Origin of the sequence: Escherichia sp. HH41S, assembly GCF_009820115.1 — a bacterium.
Taxonomy (GTDB): Bacteria; Pseudomonadota; Gammaproteobacteria; order Enterobacterales; family Enterobacteriaceae; genus Escherichia; species Escherichia coli_F.
In genome coordinates this window covers 1-17,519 of sequence record NZ_VNXE01000035.1, presented here as the reverse complement: position 1 = coordinate 17,519, position 17,519 = coordinate 1, and the positions used below count along the sequence as shown (strand labels likewise).

Sequence of the window (17,519 nt, the reverse complement as noted above, 5' to 3'; positions counted from 1 at the left end):
TTCCGCTATCAGTTCAGAAGCTGAAGCAGGAAGCGGATCAGTTCCAGCAGCGCAATTAACGCCCCAAGAACGATGATTGCTTTATCAATCACCCGTTTTCTCCATGCGATGGAGTGAGAATGCATCCGCTTACTCATCCACTGCCTGTCACGGCGCATGCCTCATTGTTAGATGACGACTATCTCACTCCGGCCAGAGCATCAGTTAACGGCACCACCCGTACCACTGATCAGGACTTTGAAAGCGTTTATGCGCATTGCCAGAGTGAAAATGCCTCAGAGCTAACTGGATAATTATACAGTACTTGCGGGTTATAAAACCAGCATGTCCTTGCAATAGTTTCAGTATGGTATTAGCATTGATGTGTTAGATGATGGCTATCTCACTCCAGCCAGAGCCACCAACTCTGGGCTGAAGAGTAAAAAAACCGACGCGAAGTCGGTTTTTTTACGTCCGAATTCGGACAAGACTTGGTACGGCAGCGACCTGATGAAAGTATATCAATCCTCTTTCACCACCATGTATAGCAAACTGTCCCTTCGCCAGCTGAAGAAATCGCTAACGCTTGCAATGTTAGCCACTGGCTAATAGTATTGAACCGTTAGATGTGGGCATTCTCACTCCAGCCAGAGCCACCAACTCTGGCTGAAGAGTAAAAAACCGACGCAAAGTCGGTTTTTTTACATCCTGATTCAGACTTCCTTTCAAATGAACACCCAACGCTTAATTCACACCTATACCTTTCTCTACACTTACATATTCGTTAAGTCATATATGTTTTTGACTTATCCGCTTCGAAGAGAGACACTAAGTGCAACAATCAGGAGCGTAATATGTCATTTCTGTTACCCATCCAACTCTTCAAAATTCTTGCCGATGAAACCCGTCTGGGCATCGTTTTACTGCTCAGCGAACTGGGTGAGTTATGCGTCTGCGATCTCTGCACTGCCCTCGATCAGTCGCAGCCCAAGATCTCCCGCCATCTGGCATTACTGCGTGAAAGTGGGCTATTGCTGGACCGCAAGCAAGGAAAGTGGGTTCATTACCGTTTATCGCCGCATATTCCAGCATGGGCGGCGAAAATTATTGAGCAGGCCTGGCGATGCGAACAGGAAAAGGTTCAGGTGATTGTCCGTAACCTCGCCAGACAAAATTGTTCCGCAGACAGTAAGAATATTTGTAGTTAAAAAATTTATCTAAACACATATGAATATTCGAATGTGTTTTATCCAGGAGGCATGATGTTACTGGCGGGCGCTATCTTTGTCCTGACCATCGTATTGGTTATCTGGCAGCCGAAAGGTTTAGGTATCGGCTGGAGTGCTACGCTCGGTGCGGTACTGGCATTAATGACGGGCGTGGTCCATCCGGGCGATATTCCGGTGGTGTGGAATATCGTCTGGAACGCGACGGCTGCGTTTATAGCCGTCATTATCATCAGCTTGCTGCTGGATGAGTCCGGCTTTTTTGAATGGGCGGCGCTGCACGTCTCACGCTGGGGCAATGGGCGCGGTCGCTTGCTGTTTACCTGGATTGTCCTGCTCGGTGCTACCGTTGCGGCCCTGTTTGCCAATGATGGCGCGGCGCTTATTTTGACGCCGATTGTCATCGCCATGCTGCTGGCTTTAGGGTTCAGCAAAGGCACTACGCTGGCGTTTGTTATGGCGGCCGGATTCATTGCCGATACCGCCAGCCTGCCGCTTATTGTCTCTAACCTGGTGAATATCGTTTCAGCAGATTTCTTTGGCCTTGGTTTTCGCGAATATGCCTCGGTGATGGTGCCGGTGGATATCGCTGCAATACTGGCTACCCTGGTGATGTTGCATCTCTATTTCCGCAAAGATATTCCGCAGAACTACGACATGGCGCTGCTAAAATCTCCCGCAGATGCGATTAAAGATCCTGCGACGTTCAAAACTGGCTGGGTTGTTTTACTGCTTCTGCTGGTGGGATTTTTCGTCCTGGAACCGCTCGGCATTCCGGTAAGCGCCATTGCGGCAGTGGGCGCGCTGATATTATTTGCCGTCGCTAAACGCGGTCATGCGATTAATACGGGTAAAGTGCTACGCGGTGCACCCTGGCAGATTGTCATCTTCTCGCTCGGCATGTATCTGGTGGTTTATGGCCTGCGCAATGCCGGACTCACGGAATATCTTTCTGGCGTACTCAACGTGCTGGCGGATAACGGCCTGTGGGCCGCGACGCTCGGTACCGGATTCCTCACTGCGTTCCTCTCTTCTATTATGAACAATATGCCGACGGTACTGGTTGGCGCGTTGTCCATTGATGGCAGCACGGCGTCTGGTGTCATAAAAGAAGCGATGGTTTATGCCAACGTGATTGGCTGCGATTTGGGACCGAAAATTACCCCAATTGGTAGCCTGGCAACGCTACTCTGGCTGCACGTACTTTCGCAGAAGAATATGACTATCAGCTGGGGATATTACTTCCGTACAGGGATTATCATGACCCTGCCGGTGCTGTTTGTGACGCTTACCGCGCTGGCGCTTCGTCTCTCTTTCACATCGTAATGAGATACTGATATGAGCAACATTACTATTTATCACAACCCGGCCTGCGGCACGTCGCGTAATACGCTGGAGATGATCCGCAACAGCGGTACAGAACCGACCATTATCTATTATCTGGAAACACCGCCAACGCGCGATGAACTGGTCAAGCTCATTGCCGATATGGGGATTTCCGTTCGTGCGCTGTTGCGTAAAAACGTTGAGCCGTATGAGGAACTGGGCCTTGCAGAAGATAAATTTACTGACGATCGGTTAATCGACTTTATGCTTCAGCACCCGATTCTGATTAATCGCCCGATTGTAGTGACGTCGCTGGGAACTCGCCTGTGCCGCCCTTCAGAAGTGGTGCTGGAAATTCTGCCAGATGCGCAACAAGGCGCGTTCACCAAGGAAGATGGCGAGAAAGTGGTTGATGAAGCGGGTAAACGGTTGAAATAACTAAAGGGGGATATGCCCCCTTATTTGTTCTTCGTGGCTCCTTCGCCATCTGTTTTGCTAAGTGGCATTTATGACGGTTATTTTAGGTATAGCTATATGACTCAGATGCTATTTTAAAGTTAACAAAATCAAACTAAAGAATTTTTAGCGCCGAAGCTGCGCATTTTTGTCTCATCCTCCCTTTTAAAGGAAAAATTTCAGATACTAATGCAACACTTCTTTAAATAATTTCAATACAGCTTAACCAATTTTATTACTACACTTAAAAAAGATCACTAAAATTTCACCTCATACACCTTCAAAGCATATCATAACCTTTTAAAATGAGCGTTTTTTGATAGTTGCTAGCGCATTATTTTACGATACTATCACTGCCTTTTTATACTCAAACATTACCACATAGGAATAAAATGGAAGTTAAAGATAATTATATCAGGAAGATATGTCGCATCGTATTTATAGCTGCATTGAAGGAAATAATTTCATATCTCTAATTATCATATTAACTAAAAATTTTGCAAAAAATATGATCAATAAGGAATGTTATGTCAATTGATTTTACCCCTGGTATAATAAATATATATAATGGTGATATTTATAACTGTACTATAAATACCGACAAAATATTTAATGATGTTAAAGCCCCGGAGACTTCAAAGCGCCCTTATGATAATATCGAAAAACAACTCATTAATTTCTCATTCCCAGGTGAAGAAAACCATCCTGAACAATTATATTTTGCGCAAAAACAATCACAACAAATTAATGAGTGCCACACAATCCCCCCATTTACAGATGCAGAATATTCACGAGTTGTAGATCAACTTGTGAATATTATTAATAACATTGAATCGATAGATTCAAAGCCACTCACGCAACAGACGCAAACAATATTTAATCAGATAAATAAAATTATATACCAAGAAGATAAAGATTCTGAATGTCAAATCATTGTAGTCGTTAATCCAACACCCAACAGACCAATCACAACAAGAATTCTCATAGAAGAGGAAATCCCTAAAACATTCAGCATCCAAACTGTTTGCTCAGATAATAACATTTTCGCTGGGCAACGAGCAGACTTACCATCTGAGATAAAAGACATTCAAAGCTTGTATCTGAAACTGGCCAAATTGTATGTTGCGCATAGTGAAAATGAAAACAGGATGAATGTATTTTCTGGATGTGACTTTATTAATTTCAATATGACAGGACAAGACATGTCAGGGCTCGTTCTGACCTTATCAAAATTTTATTATGAAGATTTGCTCAATATAGATTTCACTGACGCAAATTTATTAAATACTATTTTTTTACATAAAAAACATCCCATCCCCAAATTACATAACTATGATCAGCACCTTGACAAACAAATTGATGGATTGTTTTCAACACTGTTAACTATTAATGATGAATCTTTGCGAGCAAAATCTGAAATTGCTTCAACGATAATACAACTTTTAAAGACAAAGGTAAAAAACCTTACATTTAAAGATATATTAAAATATCAACAAGAATTCCAAAAGGAATGTTACGAGCAACTTCAAATTGTTACGACAGACCACCTATACAATAAAATTAAAAAATGGGCAACAATGTCTAAAGATGAATTCAATGCTTTTAAATACAGGACGCTTCAACTCGAAAAAATATCGCACAGTCCTTATTTAAAGATGCCGCTACCTAATGAAAAAGATATAAATTACGGGGTGGAAATAAAATTACCAACTGGTAAAAGAATTCGCTTATCGACGCATTACCAGAATATAATACCATAATTTTGAACATTAGCACTTTATAACTAATGAATAAAAATATATTTTAAGTATTTTTAAAATATGTCGCTAATATCATGGGGCGATGTCATACTCATATCACGCCCCATAATTATCTAAATTGAATTGAAGGAATATAAACATCAGACAGGTTTACGTTACTATCAGGCATATCGCCTCAGAATCAGATGAAAACTATAAAGAAATATCTATTATGGTTTTAATATTTGTTGATAAGGATAGTAACATGAACATGACAAAAGGTGCACTCATCCTCAGCCTTTCATTTTTGCTTGCCGCATGTAGTTCAATTCCGCAAAATATCAAAGGCAATAACCAACCTGATATTCAAAAAAGTTTTGTTGCTGTTCATAACCAGCCGGGGTTATATGTTGGTCAACAAGCGCGCTTTGGCGGGAAGGTTATCAACGTTATCAATGGCAAAACGGATACGTTGTTAGAAATCGCTGTATTACCGTTGGATAGCTATGCGAAGCCTGATATTGAAGCCAACTATCAGGGCCGACTGCTCGCCAGACAAAGCGGCTTCCTTGATCCAGTGAACTATCGTAATCACTTTGTTACCATCCTCGGTACCATTCAGGGTGAACAACCTGGCTTTATCAATAAAGTCCCGTATAACTTCCTGGAAGTGAATATGCAGGGCATCCAGGTGTGGCATTTGAGAGAAGTGGTTAATACCACCTATAACCTGTGGGATTACGGCTATGGTGCATTCTGGCCGGAACCGGGCTGGGGCGCGCCTTACTACACCAATGCGGTGAGTCAAGTAACACCTGAGCTGGTCAAATAACACCACCGAGAGATGCAGATGCTTTCTCAGCATCTGCATCATGCATTGCATCAAATTAATACACAGTCAGCTAACTATTATTATTATAAGCCCTGTCCTGTTAATTACCTTTGGCAAACTGATTATAAAGTTAATGTCCGCACCAGGAGTCGGTTATGTTTCTTATAATTACCAGGGATACGATGTTCTTCACTGCGATGAAAAACATTCTGAGCAAAGGTAATGTCGTTCATATACAGAACGAAGAAGAGATCGACGTAATGTTGCATCAGCATGCCTTCGTCATTATTGATACATTAATGAATAATGTATTTCATTCTAATTTGCTCACTCAGATTGAACGATTAAAACCTGTCCATGTGATTATTTTCTCTCCCTTTAATATTAAACGCTGCCTGGGGAAAGTACCGGTGACCTTTGTTCCGCGAACTATCACCATCATCGACTTTGTCGCACTCATCAATGGCAGTTACTGCTCTGTGCCTGAAGCGGATGTGTCCCTTTCGCGCAAGCAGCATCAGGTTCTGAGCTGCATTGCGAATCAAATGACAACGGAAGATATTCTGGAGAAACTGAAAATATCGCTAAAAACGTTCTACTGCCATAAACACAATATCATGATGATCCTCAATCTTAAGCGGATCAATGAGTTGGTACGCCATCAGCATATTGATTATCTGGTGTGAATTTCCAGTAGGGTGGCGAGTGTGATTTCGCTACCACACAGATTAGCTAATTGAAACGCCTTTCACCCCTGCCATACCTTTTAATAATCGCAACAGATCTTCTATCGACGTCGTGGCATGAAGCTGAATATCAATGGCGACCACTTCATGATCTTCATTTTCCTGCAACGAAACTAAATCCGTTTTTATTTTTTGCTGCTTAAACCAGTCGAGCATTGATACCGTATTACCGTTCACTAATGTCAGCTGTAAATGGTAATTTTTATTCATCAGGCGGAAGGTTAATTGATGGAAGACTTCCAGCACCAGTAAGGTCATCACTGAACCATAAATGCCCAGTTCGTACATACCGCTACCAATAACCATACCAATGGCGGCGGTCACCCAGATATCCGCTGCCGTCGTCAGACCTACAATATTTTGGTTACGAACGAGAATGTTACCTGCACCGATAAACCCGACGCCCGTCACCACCTGAGCAGCAATACGGCTGGGGTCCAGTCCGACGTGATCTAAAGACAGCACGTCAGCAAAACCATATTTCGAAACAATCATAAACAGGGCGCTTCCCATGCCAATTAATACATGTGTGCGTAACCCTGCTCCTTTGCCGCGCATTTGCCTTTCCATGCCAATAGCGCCACAGGCAATTACCGCAAGTATAAGTCGTATAATAAATTCTGCTGTCATATAAAAATGCAAAAAGGAGCAGCAAGATGGCTCAACTTGCTACTCCTTTTTACTTGTACCTTATTAATTCGGCAAGTCATTAGATGCTTGATTTTTGAAGGTATACAAATTTTTCTGCGGGTTTTTCTTGCAGTATTCGATCACTTTAGGAATTTGAGTGAGATCGGTTTCATTTAAAGTAACGGTATCGCCACCTTTATATACTGTTTCTTCATGCAGCATCCACCACGCAACTGGTGTCATTGCTTTTGGATTCAGATCAATAAATTCCTGGCAGGTCATATCTTTAGCGGATTCATTGGCTGCCAGCGCAGATTGTGCGTTCACCAGTGACAAAGCCGCTACAGCGCCCATAAAAATAAACGCTTTACGGAGAGATGAAATATTCATTTTGTAACCCATTCAATATAGAGATTAAATATGAACAGAAGGAATAGCTGCTTTTGAAGAAGGTATTCCTACCTGTTCAATATGCAAGGAAGTACGATGTAACGTATTCCCGGAATTACATATCTTTCTTAACTTTGTCCCATTCGTTTTTAACTTTATCTTTAAAGTTGGCTTGTTTATCCTGAGTACAAGCCTGAACGATCGCTGGGGTTACGGTTGCAATACCCTGAACATCTAAAACCGCATCTTCTGGTTTATCTTTATTGTTCAGTGCTTCAGCAAAACCAACTGCAGTTGGCTGGAAGGATTCGTCCACAGCCAGAAAATCTTCACAGGTCCAGGTGTTGACCGGTTTTTTGTTATCAGCTGCTTTTTGTGCATCCGCTGCATTGCTCACCACTGGCAGAAGAAGCAGACCACCAAGAATAACGCCTAATACTTTTTTCATCGTAATATCCTCAACTATAAAGTGAAAGAGCCGTCACGAATTAATTTCGACACTGAGGTTATAACCTGGTTTTCTGTATATGTCATGTTGATGGAAAATATCAAAATCAGATATTTTTATTTCAATACAATGAGTTACAGATGTATCAGATACTGTAATTAGGAAATTTTTATTAAATCGACTGCATTCTTAGACGCGTTTTTGGCATAGATTGATAGCAGGGGATTTTCTTCTTAATTTTATAGGGTGGTTATATGTTATATATAGATAAGGCAACAATTTTGAAGTTTGATCTGGAGATGCTTAAAAAGCACCGTAGAGCAATCCAGTTTATTGCCGTGCTGCTGTTTATCGTCGGGTTGCTGTGTATCAGTTTCCCGTTCGTCTCTGGCGATATTTTAAGCACAGTAGTGGGTGCATTATTAATCTGCTCAGGTATTGCGCTTATTGTCGGGTTATTCAGCAACCGCAGTCATAATTTCTGGCCTGTATTATCCGGTTTCCTCGTCGCAATCGCCTATTTATTGATCGGCTATTTCTTCATCCGCGCACCGGAGCTGGGCATTTTTGCCATTGCGGCATTTATTGCCGGTTTGTTCTGTGTGGCAGGAGTTATTCGTCTGATGAGTTGGTATCGTCAGCGTTCAATGAAAGGCAGTTGGCTACAGCTCGTTATTGGTGTGCTGGATATCGTCATTGCCTGGATATTCCTTGGCGCAACGCCGATGGTTTCTGTAACGCTGGTTTCCACACTAGTGGGAATTGAACTGATATTTAGCGCCGCTAGCCTGTTCAGCTTCGCCAGTTTGTTTGTTAAAAAGCAATAATTATCCCTATTGCCACCTGGATCATAGTCACTTGATGTGACTATGATCCAATTAATACTCTCTCCGCTACACAGCATTTTAGATCAATTGCGCGCTATCATTGAAATAATTACCTGCTGATGAGTATTTCAACCTACTGAATTTTATCTGATTTTTTTCATTGCATGGCAAATTAGCCATTTCAAACATTATCATGGCTGATATTTTCCGTAGTCAGGTTTAATGTTTTAAAAGTGCTGTGGGAAAGTGAACAAAGAGTTCCGTAAACGTTGATGCTATGGGCGGTTAAATAAGTAATCCGGGTTCATTTTTTTGCAACTGGCGTTGATTACATTGCATAAATATCCGTGTCTCCAGACGCTATATAAAAACCTGAAGACATGAATGAGTTATTTACTCAGGTAATTTCAATGCGTTAAAAGAAAGCTGGCAATCCAATTGCCAGCTTAAGTCGAAACAAGGAGACTCGATATTTAAATCGGATTACATTTTAACTTTAGTAATATTCTTCAGAGATCACAAACTGGTTATTGATAACTTATTCTTGGGCAGTAATCCGCAAACGTTAATTTTTTGTTTGCAGTTTACAATCTGATAACAACCAGGAATTTTACTTAGGATCAATATATGGAGTGCGTGATGGATAAATCTGAAGTATTGATTAGTGTTAATAGACGTATTAGTTCACGAAGGGCAAGGTTCTTATAGGCGTTTACTATATTGAACAACGATTCGGACAGGGATGTAAATAATGAAAAGGATGACATGTTCGAAACGATAACGGCTAAGGAGTAAGTTATGATTTTTCTCATGACGAAAGATTCTTTTCTTTTACAGGGCTTTTGGCAGTTGAAAGATAATCACGAAATGATAAAAATCAATTCCCTGTCAGAGATCAAAAAAGTAGGTAATAAACCCTTCAAGGTTATCATTGATACCTATCACAACCATATCCTTGATGAAGAAGCGATTAAATTTCTGGAGAAATTAGACGCCGAGAGAATTATTGTTTTGGCACCTTATCACATCAGTAAACTAAAAGCTAAAGCGCCTATTTATTTTGTCAGCCGCAAAGAAAGTATCAAAAATCTTCTTGAGATTACTTATGGTAAACACTTGCCTCATAAGAATTCACAATTATGTTTTTCACATAATCAGTTCAAAATTATGCAGCTGATTCTGAAAAACAAAAACGAAAGCAATATCACGTCAACGCTCAATATTTCGCAACAAACATTAAAGATTCAGAAATTCAACATTATGTACAAGCTGAAACTAAGACGTATGAGCGACATCGTCACCCTGGGTATCACATCTTATTTTTAGTCAGGACATAATTAACTGAAAATGATGGCAGGCATGAAGAGGGATGCAGATGCTGATTTCATTATCCCCGGTGATGACTAAAGGAGAGGCGAAAACGACTTTATTCCCCTGGTATGTGTATCCACCAGTAGAACCCTTCGTTGCCCGAATGCTGGCAGGAACTGTTGGCAGAACGGCAACATTTTTTTTGTCGTTGACCTCACCATGTCGATCACTGTGCTTGCATCCCATCTTACTGGCTGACAACCCCACTATGCCGCTGGTCTGTAAATCCCTCATACCTCTCCTCGCGCGCAATTTAAAGAACCGTTATATCTCAAGAATTTTCAGGGACTAAAATGAACAGAAGAAGAAAACTGTTAATACCGTTGTTATTCTGCGGCGCGATGCTCACCGCCTGCGATGACAAATCGACGGAAAACGCCGCCGCCATGACGCCTGAGGTCGGTGTCGTCACACTCTCCCCCGGTTCGGTCAATGTGTTGAGCGAATTGCCTGGTAGAACCGTTCCTTATGAAGTTGCCGAGATACGCCCTCAGGTGGGCGGTATTATCATTAAACGCAACTTTATCGAAGGCGATAAAGTGAACCAGGGCGATTCGCTGTATCAGATTGATCCTGCGCCTTTACAGGCCGATCTAAACTCCGCCAAAGGCTCGTTGGCGAAAGCACTCTCAACCGCCAGCAATGCCCGCATCACCTTTAACCGCCAGGCATCATTGCTGAAGACCAACTACGTTAGCCGTCAGGATTACGACACCGCGCGCACCCAGCTGAATGAAGCAGAAGCCAATGTCACCGTCGCCAAAGCGGCTGTTGAACAGGCGACGATCAATCTGCAATACGCGAATGTCACCTCGCCGATTACGGGCGTCAGCGGGAAATCGTCGGTGACCGTCGGCGCACTCGTTACCGCTAATCAAGCCGATTCACTGGTTACCGTGCAACGTCTGGACCCGATTTATGTCGATCTCACGCAGTCGGTGCAGGATTTTTTGCGCATGAAAGAAGAGGTCGCCAGTGGACAAATCAAACAGGTTCAGGGCAGTACGCCAGTACAGCTCAATCTGGAAAATGGTAAACGTTACAGCCAGACCGGCACGCTGAAATTCTCCGACCCGACGGTGGATGAAACCACGGGCTCCGTGACGTTACGGGCGATTTTCCCCAACCCAAATGGTGACTTGCTGCCAGGTATGTATGTCACGGCATTAGTGGATGAAGGTAGCCGCCAGAATGTATTACTGGTGCCGCAGGAAGGCGTCACCCACAACGCCCAGGGTAAAGCAACGGCGCTCATTCTGGATAAAGACGATGTTGTGCAGCTACGCGAAATTGAAGCCAGCAAAGCCATCGGCGACCAGTGGGTTGTCACTTCTGGTTTGCAGGCTGGCGATCGGGTGATCGTTTCCGGTTTGCAACGTATTCATCCGGGTATCAAAGCACGTGCAATTTCCTCCAGCCAGGAAAACGCCAGCACCGAATCGAAACAATAACGTTGCAGGCTTAAGGGGACTTTCATGGCTAACTATTTTATTGATCGCCCGGTTTTTGCCTGGGTACTTGCCATTATTATGATGCTTGCAGGTGGTCTGGCGATCATGAACTTACCGGTTGCGCAATATCCGCAGATTGCGCCACCAACCATTACCGTCAGCGCAACCTATCCGGGTGCCGATGCGCAAACGGTAGAAGACTCGGTCACTCAGGTGATTGAGCAAAATATGAATGGGCTTGATGGCCTGATGTACATGTCTTCAACCAGCGATGCGGCGGGTAATGCCTCCATCACTCTGACCTTCGAGACGGGGACATCGCCTGATATCGCGCAGGTTCAGGTGCAAAATAAACTGCAACTCGCTATGCCTTCATTACCTGAAGCGGTGCAGCAGCAGGGTATTAGCGTCGATAAGTCGAGCAGTAATATCCTGATGGTAGCGGCGTTTATTTCTGATAACGGCAGTCTCAACCAGTACGATATCGCGGACTATGTAGCGTCTAATATCAAAGACCCGCTAAGCCGTACCGCGGGCGTTGGTAGCGTACAACTCTTTGGTTCCGAGTATGCCATGCGTATCTGGCTGGACCCGCAAAAACTCAATAAATACAACCTGGTACCTTCCGATGTTATTTCCCAGATTAAGGTGCAAAACAACCAGATTTCCGGTGGTCAACTGGGTGGCATGCCACAGGCGGCAGACCAGCAACTGAACGCCTCGATCATTGTGCAGACGCGTCTGCAAACGCCGGAAGAATTTGGCAAAATCCTGTTGAAAGTTCAGCAAGATGGTTCGCAAGTACTGCTGCGTGATGTCGCCCGCGTCGAACTTGGGGCGGAAGATTATTCCACCGTGGCTCGCTATAACGGCAAACCTGCTGCCGGGATCGCCATCAAACTGGCTACCGGAGCAAACGCCCTGGATACCTCGCGAGCGGTGAAAGAGGAGCTGAACCGTTTATCGGCTTATTTCCCCGCAAGCCTGAAGACGGTTTATCCTTACGACACCACACCGTTTATCAAAATTTCTATTCAGGAAGTTTTCAAAACGCTGGTTGAGGCTATCATCCTCGTCTTCCTGGTCATGTATCTGTTTTTGCAGAATTTCCGCGCCACAATCATCCCGACGATTGCCGTACCGGTGGTTATTCTCGGGACGTTTGCGATCTTGTCGGCGGTCGGTTTCACCATCAACACGTTAACTATGTTCGGGATGGTGCTGGCGATAGGGTTACTGGTGGATGACGCCATCGTGGTGGTGGAGAACGTCGAGCGTGTCATTGCGGAAGATAAACTACCGCCGAAGGAAGCGACGCATAAATCGATGGGGCAGATCCAACGTGCGCTGGTCGGGATTGCCGTTGTTCTTTCCGCAGTGTTTATGCCGATGGCCTTTATGAGCGGTGCAACCGGGGAGATCTACCGACAGTTCTCCATCACGCTGATCTCCTCCATGCTGCTTTCAGTATTTGTGGCAATGAGCCTGACCCCTGCCCTGTGCGCCACCATTCTGAAAGCCGCGCCGGAAGGCGGTCACAAACCTAACGCCCTGTTCGCACGCTTCAACACGCTGTTTGAAAAATCGACTCATCACTATACCGACAGCACCCGCTCGCTGTTGCGTTGTACCGGTCGCTACATGGTGGTCTACCTGCTGATTTGCGCCGGGATGGCGGTGCTGTTCCTGCGTACGCCGACCTCTTTCTTACCAGAAGAGGATCAGGGGGTATTTATGACCACCGCGCAGTTACCTTCCGGTGCAACCATGGTTAACACCACGAAAGTGCTGCAACAGGTGACTGATTATTATCTGACAAAAGAGAAAGATAATGTTCAGTCGGTGTTTACCGTTGGCGGCTTTGGCTTCAGTGGCCAGGGGCAAAACAACGGTCTGGCGTTTATCAGCCTCAAACCGTGGTCTGAACGTGTCGGTGAGGAAAACTCGGTTACCGCGATCATTCAGCGGGCAATGATTGCGTTAAGCAGTATCAATAAAGCCGTCGTCTTCCCGTTCAACTTACCCGCGGTGGCTGAACTGGGTACCGCGTCAGGTTTTGATATGGAACTGCTGGACAACGGTAACCTGGGGCACGAAAAACTGACCCAGGCGCGAAACGAGCTATTATCACTGGCAGCGCAATCACCGAATCAGGTCACCGGGGTACGCCCGAACGGACTGGAAGATACGCCGATGTTCAAAGTGAACGTCAACGCCGCGAAAGCCGAGGCAATGGGTGTGGCGCTGTCTGATATCAACCAGACAATTTCCACCGCCTTCGGCAGCAGCTACGTGAACGACTTCCTCAACCAGGGGCGGGTGAAAAAAGTGTATGTCCAGGCAGGCACGCCGTTCCGTATGTTGCCGGATAACATCAACCAGTGGTATGTACGCAACGCCTCTGGCACGATGGCACCGCTTTCGGCCTATTCGTCTACCGAATGGACCTATGGTTCACCGCGACTGGAACGCTACAACGGCATCCCGTCAATGGAGATTTTAGGTGAAGCGGCGGCCGGGAAAAGTACCGGTGACGCTATGAAATTTATGGCAGACCTGGTCGCTAAACTTCCGGCAGGCGTCGGCTACTCGTGGACCGGACTGTCGTATCAGGAAGCGTTATCCTCAAACCAGGCTCCCGCGCTGTATGCCATTTCACTGGTCGTGGTGTTCCTCGCCCTTGCCGCACTTTATGAGAGCTGGTCAATTCCGTTCTCGGTGATGTTGGTTGTACCGTTAGGTGTCGTTGGCGCATTACTGGCCACCGATCTGCGCGGCTTAAGTAATGACGTCTACTTCCAGGTTGGTTTGCTGACTACCATCGGGCTTTCCGCCAAGAACGCCATCCTGATCGTCGAATTTGCCGTTGAGATGATGCAGAAAGAAGGGAAAACGCCGATAGAGGCAATCATCGAAGCGGCGCGGATGCGTTTACGCCCAATCCTGATGACCTCTCTGGCCTTTATTCTCGGCGTGTTGCCGCTGGTAATCAGCCACGGCGCAGGTTCTGGCGCGCAAAACGCGGTAGGTACCGGCGTGATGGGCGGGATGTTTGCCGCAACAGTGCTGGCCATTTACTTCGTTCCAGTCTTTTTCGTTGTAGTGGAACATCTCTTTGCCCGCTTTAAAAAAGCGTAACGTGTAAATGAGAGTAAGGTTGAACGTGAGGGTTCAGCCTTACTCTTTCCTGCTAACCATTCACCACTCAACAACCAGCTGACCGTCAGGAATACCAGGCTTAGTACACAGCACTGAAAGTAAAAACCACTCCAGCCATTCGTCATCAATTTGAACAGCACAATACTGACCCACATCCCCGTAATCGTATGAATTGTCAGCTTAATAATCCCAAACATGCCGAGTCTTTTCCTCCTGAAAATACCTATACCGCCTCGCTAACTACGAAAGAGATCTTGCCGGTAGCCCGGAAGAGATCATCAGGAAAGAGTTTCACATGAAGCAGGTGCGAGATCCTGACCAATATTCAAATACGAAATAGGTCAGGAAAAGGTACCCGGAGAATGTTGCGCAAACTGATGTGGCGTTACACCATAATATTGTCGAAATGTGTTTATAAAGTATGACGCACTGCTATACCCACATTTTTCAGCAATAGTATGCAAAGGAATTTGACGTAACTCGAGTAATCGTCTGGCCATCGACATCCTGGAAGCGAGTAATATTTTACTGAAACAGGTATTTTCGTCCTGCAACTTTTTTTTGATTAGACTCTCGCTGGTATACATTCTTTCCGCGATATCGCGCAGATACCAACGTTTAGCGATATCAAAGCTAATAAGGCGTTCAACTTTTCCTGAAACAGTACTGATACTATTGAAAAGTAAGGGGATAAGTTCTTTCTTATGAGAAAACATTGATAAACAGGAAAGGTAGAGCATATTGCTCAGTATCGGCGAATTTACTCCGGATTCATTGAAACTATCAAAAATCGCCGTCACCAGAGGCATGGGCGGGGACTGGTTAATTAACAAACGGTCTTTGCTATGTAACCCTAAATTGCGCGGTAACTGACGAATATTTTGTAAGTAATGGCAAACTGTCAGCTCATCGATATCCAGTCGTCGTGTATCCGGTGAACAAAACGCAAAATCGTCTGCCAAATTTTTATCCAGCAGTAGAATACTTTCGTTGTGCAACGATATTTTTTGCTGTTCATGATGAATATCCAATGAACGACGAACGAGGATCACCGAGCAGACATGAGTCATGACTATCCCTTATATTTCATTACTGCGATCATTTCAATTTCAGTATACTAATGAAATGACGCCAGACTGTTTCTTAGTGCAAAAACTGCCATATTTGGTAGGACCAAAATTTATCCACAAAGTAGTTTTGCATAACAGTTAATTGATAATAAGTAAATGCAACACCAATATATTTTCACACAGCGTATAGCTTATGTTTATAAAAAAATGGCTGATCTTATTTCCAGTAAAAGTTATATTTAACTTACTGAGAGCACAAAGTTTCCCGTGCCAACAGGGAGTGTTATAACGGTTTATTAGTCTGGAGACGGCAGACTATCCTCTTCCCGGTCCCCTATGCCGGGTTTTTTTTATGTCTGAGTAAAACTCTATAATCTTATTCCTTCCGCAGAACGGTCAGTGCCGTAAAAATTCCCTTGTGCAACAATACTTGCCGCCGAGTCACGGTTCGGCAATCCCTGCGCCGATCGCTCCTGATACTCTGTGGGCGTCATCCCATAATAATTTCGAAAAACGTAAATGAAATACGACACGCTGTGATATCCACAGGACACTGCAACTCGCTTAATTGAAAAACCATGTATAACAATAAGTTGCAAAGCACGTTGCATTCTACACTCAGTAAGCAACTGTGAATATGACGTACCTTCTTCGCGCAATTTTTTCTTTAACAGGCTTGAACTCATCAACAGCTCGCTGGCGATTTGGGCTAATGTCCACTCATGGGCGATATTATTATTGATGACCGTACAAACTCGTGTTCGCATGTTCGGTTGCAAAACGTTCAGAAGCAGCGGTATAAACTGCTCATCCTCCAGGAAAACAGATAACAACGCAAAGATTAATGCTCTTTTACGGAGCATTTCTGCATAGCGCAGATTCTTATTCTGCGATAGTTGCGCAACCTCCTGAAAAACAGGAATATCTCTGGTACAGTGATGAACGAGTAACGAAGGAACTTTTTTATGTGCATGAAGATTTAATGCCTCCTCCTTGAGCATCGGGAGAAATAATGAAAGCGTGTCCCTTGAAACTAATACAAAATTCTCGACACACTTATCCACTTGAATTTGACTTGCATCCGCAAAAACCAGTTCACCGCCATTAAAATAGCGATATTCACCATTAACCATGGTGAGAATATATTTATGTCTTGCGTACGCAATTAGACAATTACCATGTAGTGATTGCATAGTCGGCTTAATATTACATAAACATATTACTGTTTATTAATGTAGCACGCCGCCCTCTTAAGTCAAATTGATTGATAAATAAATTTAAACGAAGCGGGAAAACAGGATGATAATCTACGGCAGGATGACTGGATTTATAATACAAAAGGCGTGCTTAAGAACGCAGTGAAATTAATAGTAAGCAAATAATCCCTTGCGGTGACATTAAGAATATCAGTTACATTGAATAAACATTCATATAACATATATCTTATCAACACGATGAATAGACAGCCAGTATATTATTGCTATTAATAAGCAACCGAATGCCCAACTGTTTTTTAAAGGTTGGGCATTCGGTTTTTACAACGTTATATTATCAGGTGTGTTTAAAGCTGTTCTGCTGGGCAATACCCTGCAGTTTCGGGTGATCACTGAGATATTTCAGGGAGGCTTTGTAGTCTTCCAGCAACAATTCAGCAAAGTCCATTTCGAAGCCACGACGACACATAATGCGCATCACCACGATGTCAGTGGCTTCACCGCCGAGAGTGAAGGCCGGAACCTGCCAGCCGCGCAGACGCAGACGTTCAGAGAGGTCGTAGAGGGTGTATCCCGGGTCTTCACCATCTTTCAGTTTGAAGCAAACCGCCGGGATGCCTTCATCCGGGCGACCGGTACAGATGAACTCATACGG

At 44.3% G+C, this 17,519-nt stretch carries 18 protein-coding genes and 1 pseudogene; 11 read left to right on the top strand and 8 right to left on the bottom strand.

What is annotated here, in order from left to right; translation table 11 throughout:
- Positions 1–8: 8 nt before the first annotated feature.
- Positions 9–92, bottom strand: a complete 84-nt coding sequence (gene dinQ, locus FQZ95_RS07700; RefSeq protein WP_001295215.1) for a damage-inducible type I toxin DinQ — start codon at positions 90–92, stop codon at positions 9–11.
- A 27-nt stretch (positions 93–119) separates the two neighbouring features.
- Here dinQ and FQZ95_RS07695 point away from each other — a divergent pair, with 27 nt between their 5' ends.
- The 7 genes from FQZ95_RS07695 (at position 120) to FQZ95_RS07665 (ending at position 6,244) form a co-directional block, all read left to right on the top strand.
- Positions 120–293, top strand: a complete 174-nt coding sequence (locus tag FQZ95_RS07695; protein WP_160530054.1) for a hypothetical protein — start codon at positions 120–122, stop codon at positions 291–293.
- 540 nt (positions 294–833) lie between these two features.
- Entirely contained in the window at positions 834–1,187 is a 354-nt protein-coding gene (arsR, locus tag FQZ95_RS07690; RefSeq protein ID WP_000008961.1) for an As(III)-sensing metalloregulatory transcriptional repressor ArsR, read from the top strand.
- 54 nt (positions 1,188–1,241) lie between these two features.
- Positions 1,242–2,531: an arsenite/antimonite:H(+) antiporter ArsB gene (gene arsB, locus FQZ95_RS07685; protein WP_032185371.1), complete on the top strand. Its 1,290-nt coding sequence runs from the start codon at positions 1,242–1,244 to the stop codon at positions 2,529–2,531.
- Positions 2,532–2,543: 12 nt separating this feature from the next.
- Positions 2,544–2,969 carry a glutaredoxin-dependent arsenate reductase gene (gene arsC / locus FQZ95_RS07680; RefSeq protein ID WP_088542108.1) on the top strand — a complete coding sequence of 142 codons (426 nt, stop codon included), beginning with the start codon at positions 2,544–2,546 and terminating at the stop codon, positions 2,967–2,969.
- 545 nt (positions 2,970–3,514) lie between these two features.
- Entirely contained in the window at positions 3,515–4,747 is a 1,233-nt protein-coding gene (locus FQZ95_RS07675) for a hypothetical protein (RefSeq protein WP_160530053.1), read from the top strand.
- Positions 4,748–4,991: 244 nt separating this feature from the next.
- Positions 4,992–5,558, top strand: coding sequence for an outer membrane lipoprotein Slp (gene slp, locus FQZ95_RS07670; protein WP_001057453.1), 567 nt, complete (start codon positions 4,992–4,994; stop codon positions 5,556–5,558).
- Between the two features lie 155 nt (positions 5,559–5,713).
- Positions 5,714–6,244 carry a helix-turn-helix transcriptional regulator gene (locus tag FQZ95_RS07665; protein ID WP_000478615.1) on the top strand — a complete coding sequence of 177 codons (531 nt, stop codon included), beginning with the start codon at positions 5,714–5,716 and terminating at the stop codon, positions 6,242–6,244.
- A gap of 42 nt (positions 6,245–6,286) precedes the next feature.
- Here the strand turns inward: FQZ95_RS07665 and FQZ95_RS07660 are convergent, their stop codons facing one another.
- From FQZ95_RS07660 to hdeA, 3 genes are all read right to left on the bottom strand, one after another.
- A complete protein-coding gene (locus tag FQZ95_RS07660) occupies positions 6,287–6,934 on the bottom strand; it encodes an MgtC/SapB family protein (RefSeq protein WP_032185442.1) in 648 nt (215 codons plus the stop codon).
- A 63-nt stretch (positions 6,935–6,997) separates the two neighbouring features.
- Complete coding sequence (hdeB, locus tag FQZ95_RS07655; protein WP_001298717.1) at positions 6,998–7,324, bottom strand: acid-activated periplasmic chaperone HdeB; 327 nt, start codon at positions 7,322–7,324, stop codon at positions 6,998–7,000.
- Between the two features lie 115 nt (positions 7,325–7,439).
- On the bottom strand, positions 7,440–7,772 hold the full coding sequence (gene hdeA / locus FQZ95_RS07650) for an acid-activated periplasmic chaperone HdeA (protein ID WP_032185381.1): 333 nt from the start codon (positions 7,770–7,772) through the stop codon (positions 7,440–7,442).
- A 254-nt stretch (positions 7,773–8,026) separates the two neighbouring features.
- On the opposite strand from hdeA, the gene hdeD reads away from it, so the two are divergent.
- Positions 8,027–8,599, top strand: a complete 573-nt coding sequence (hdeD, locus tag FQZ95_RS07645) for an acid-resistance protein HdeD (RefSeq protein WP_000965667.1) — start codon at positions 8,027–8,029, stop codon at positions 8,597–8,599.
- Between the two features lie 798 nt (positions 8,600–9,397).
- Complete coding sequence (gene gadE, locus FQZ95_RS07640) at positions 9,398–9,925, top strand: acid resistance transcriptional activator GadE (RefSeq protein ID WP_000576690.1); 528 nt, start codon at positions 9,398–9,400, stop codon at positions 9,923–9,925.
- On the opposite strand, the gene FQZ95_RS07635 is transcribed toward gadE, so the two are convergent.
- Positions 9,926–10,204: a hypothetical protein gene (locus tag FQZ95_RS07635; protein WP_001205315.1), complete on the bottom strand. Its 279-nt coding sequence runs from the start codon at positions 10,202–10,204 to the stop codon at positions 9,926–9,928.
- A gap of 107 nt (positions 10,205–10,311) precedes the next feature.
- On the opposite strand from FQZ95_RS07635, the gene mdtE reads away from it, so the two are divergent.
- Positions 10,312–11,421, top strand: coding sequence for a multidrug transporter subunit MdtE (gene mdtE / locus FQZ95_RS07630; RefSeq protein WP_311023917.1), 1,110 nt, complete (start codon positions 10,312–10,314; stop codon positions 11,419–11,421).
- Between the two features lie 24 nt (positions 11,422–11,445).
- A complete protein-coding gene (gene mdtF / locus FQZ95_RS07625; protein ID WP_032185382.1) occupies positions 11,446–14,559 on the top strand; it encodes a multidrug efflux pump RND permease MdtF in 3,114 nt (1,037 codons plus the stop codon).
- A gap of 362 nt (positions 14,560–14,921) precedes the next feature.
- Here the strand turns inward: mdtF and gadW are convergent, their stop codons facing one another.
- From gadW to FQZ95_RS07610, 3 genes and pseudogenes are all read right to left on the bottom strand, one after another.
- Positions 14,922–15,650: an acid resistance transcriptional activator GadW gene (gadW, locus tag FQZ95_RS07620; RefSeq protein ID WP_032185383.1), complete on the bottom strand. Its 729-nt coding sequence runs from the start codon at positions 15,648–15,650 to the stop codon at positions 14,922–14,924.
- Between the two features lie 368 nt (positions 15,651–16,018).
- Positions 16,019–16,843, bottom strand: coding sequence for an acid resistance transcriptional activator GadX (gene gadX, locus FQZ95_RS07615; RefSeq protein ID WP_032185384.1), 825 nt, complete (start codon positions 16,841–16,843; stop codon positions 16,019–16,021).
- A 358-nt stretch (positions 16,844–17,201) separates the two neighbouring features.
- Positions 17,202–17,519: pseudogene (locus FQZ95_RS07610) on the bottom strand (glutamate decarboxylase); the annotation flags it as partial.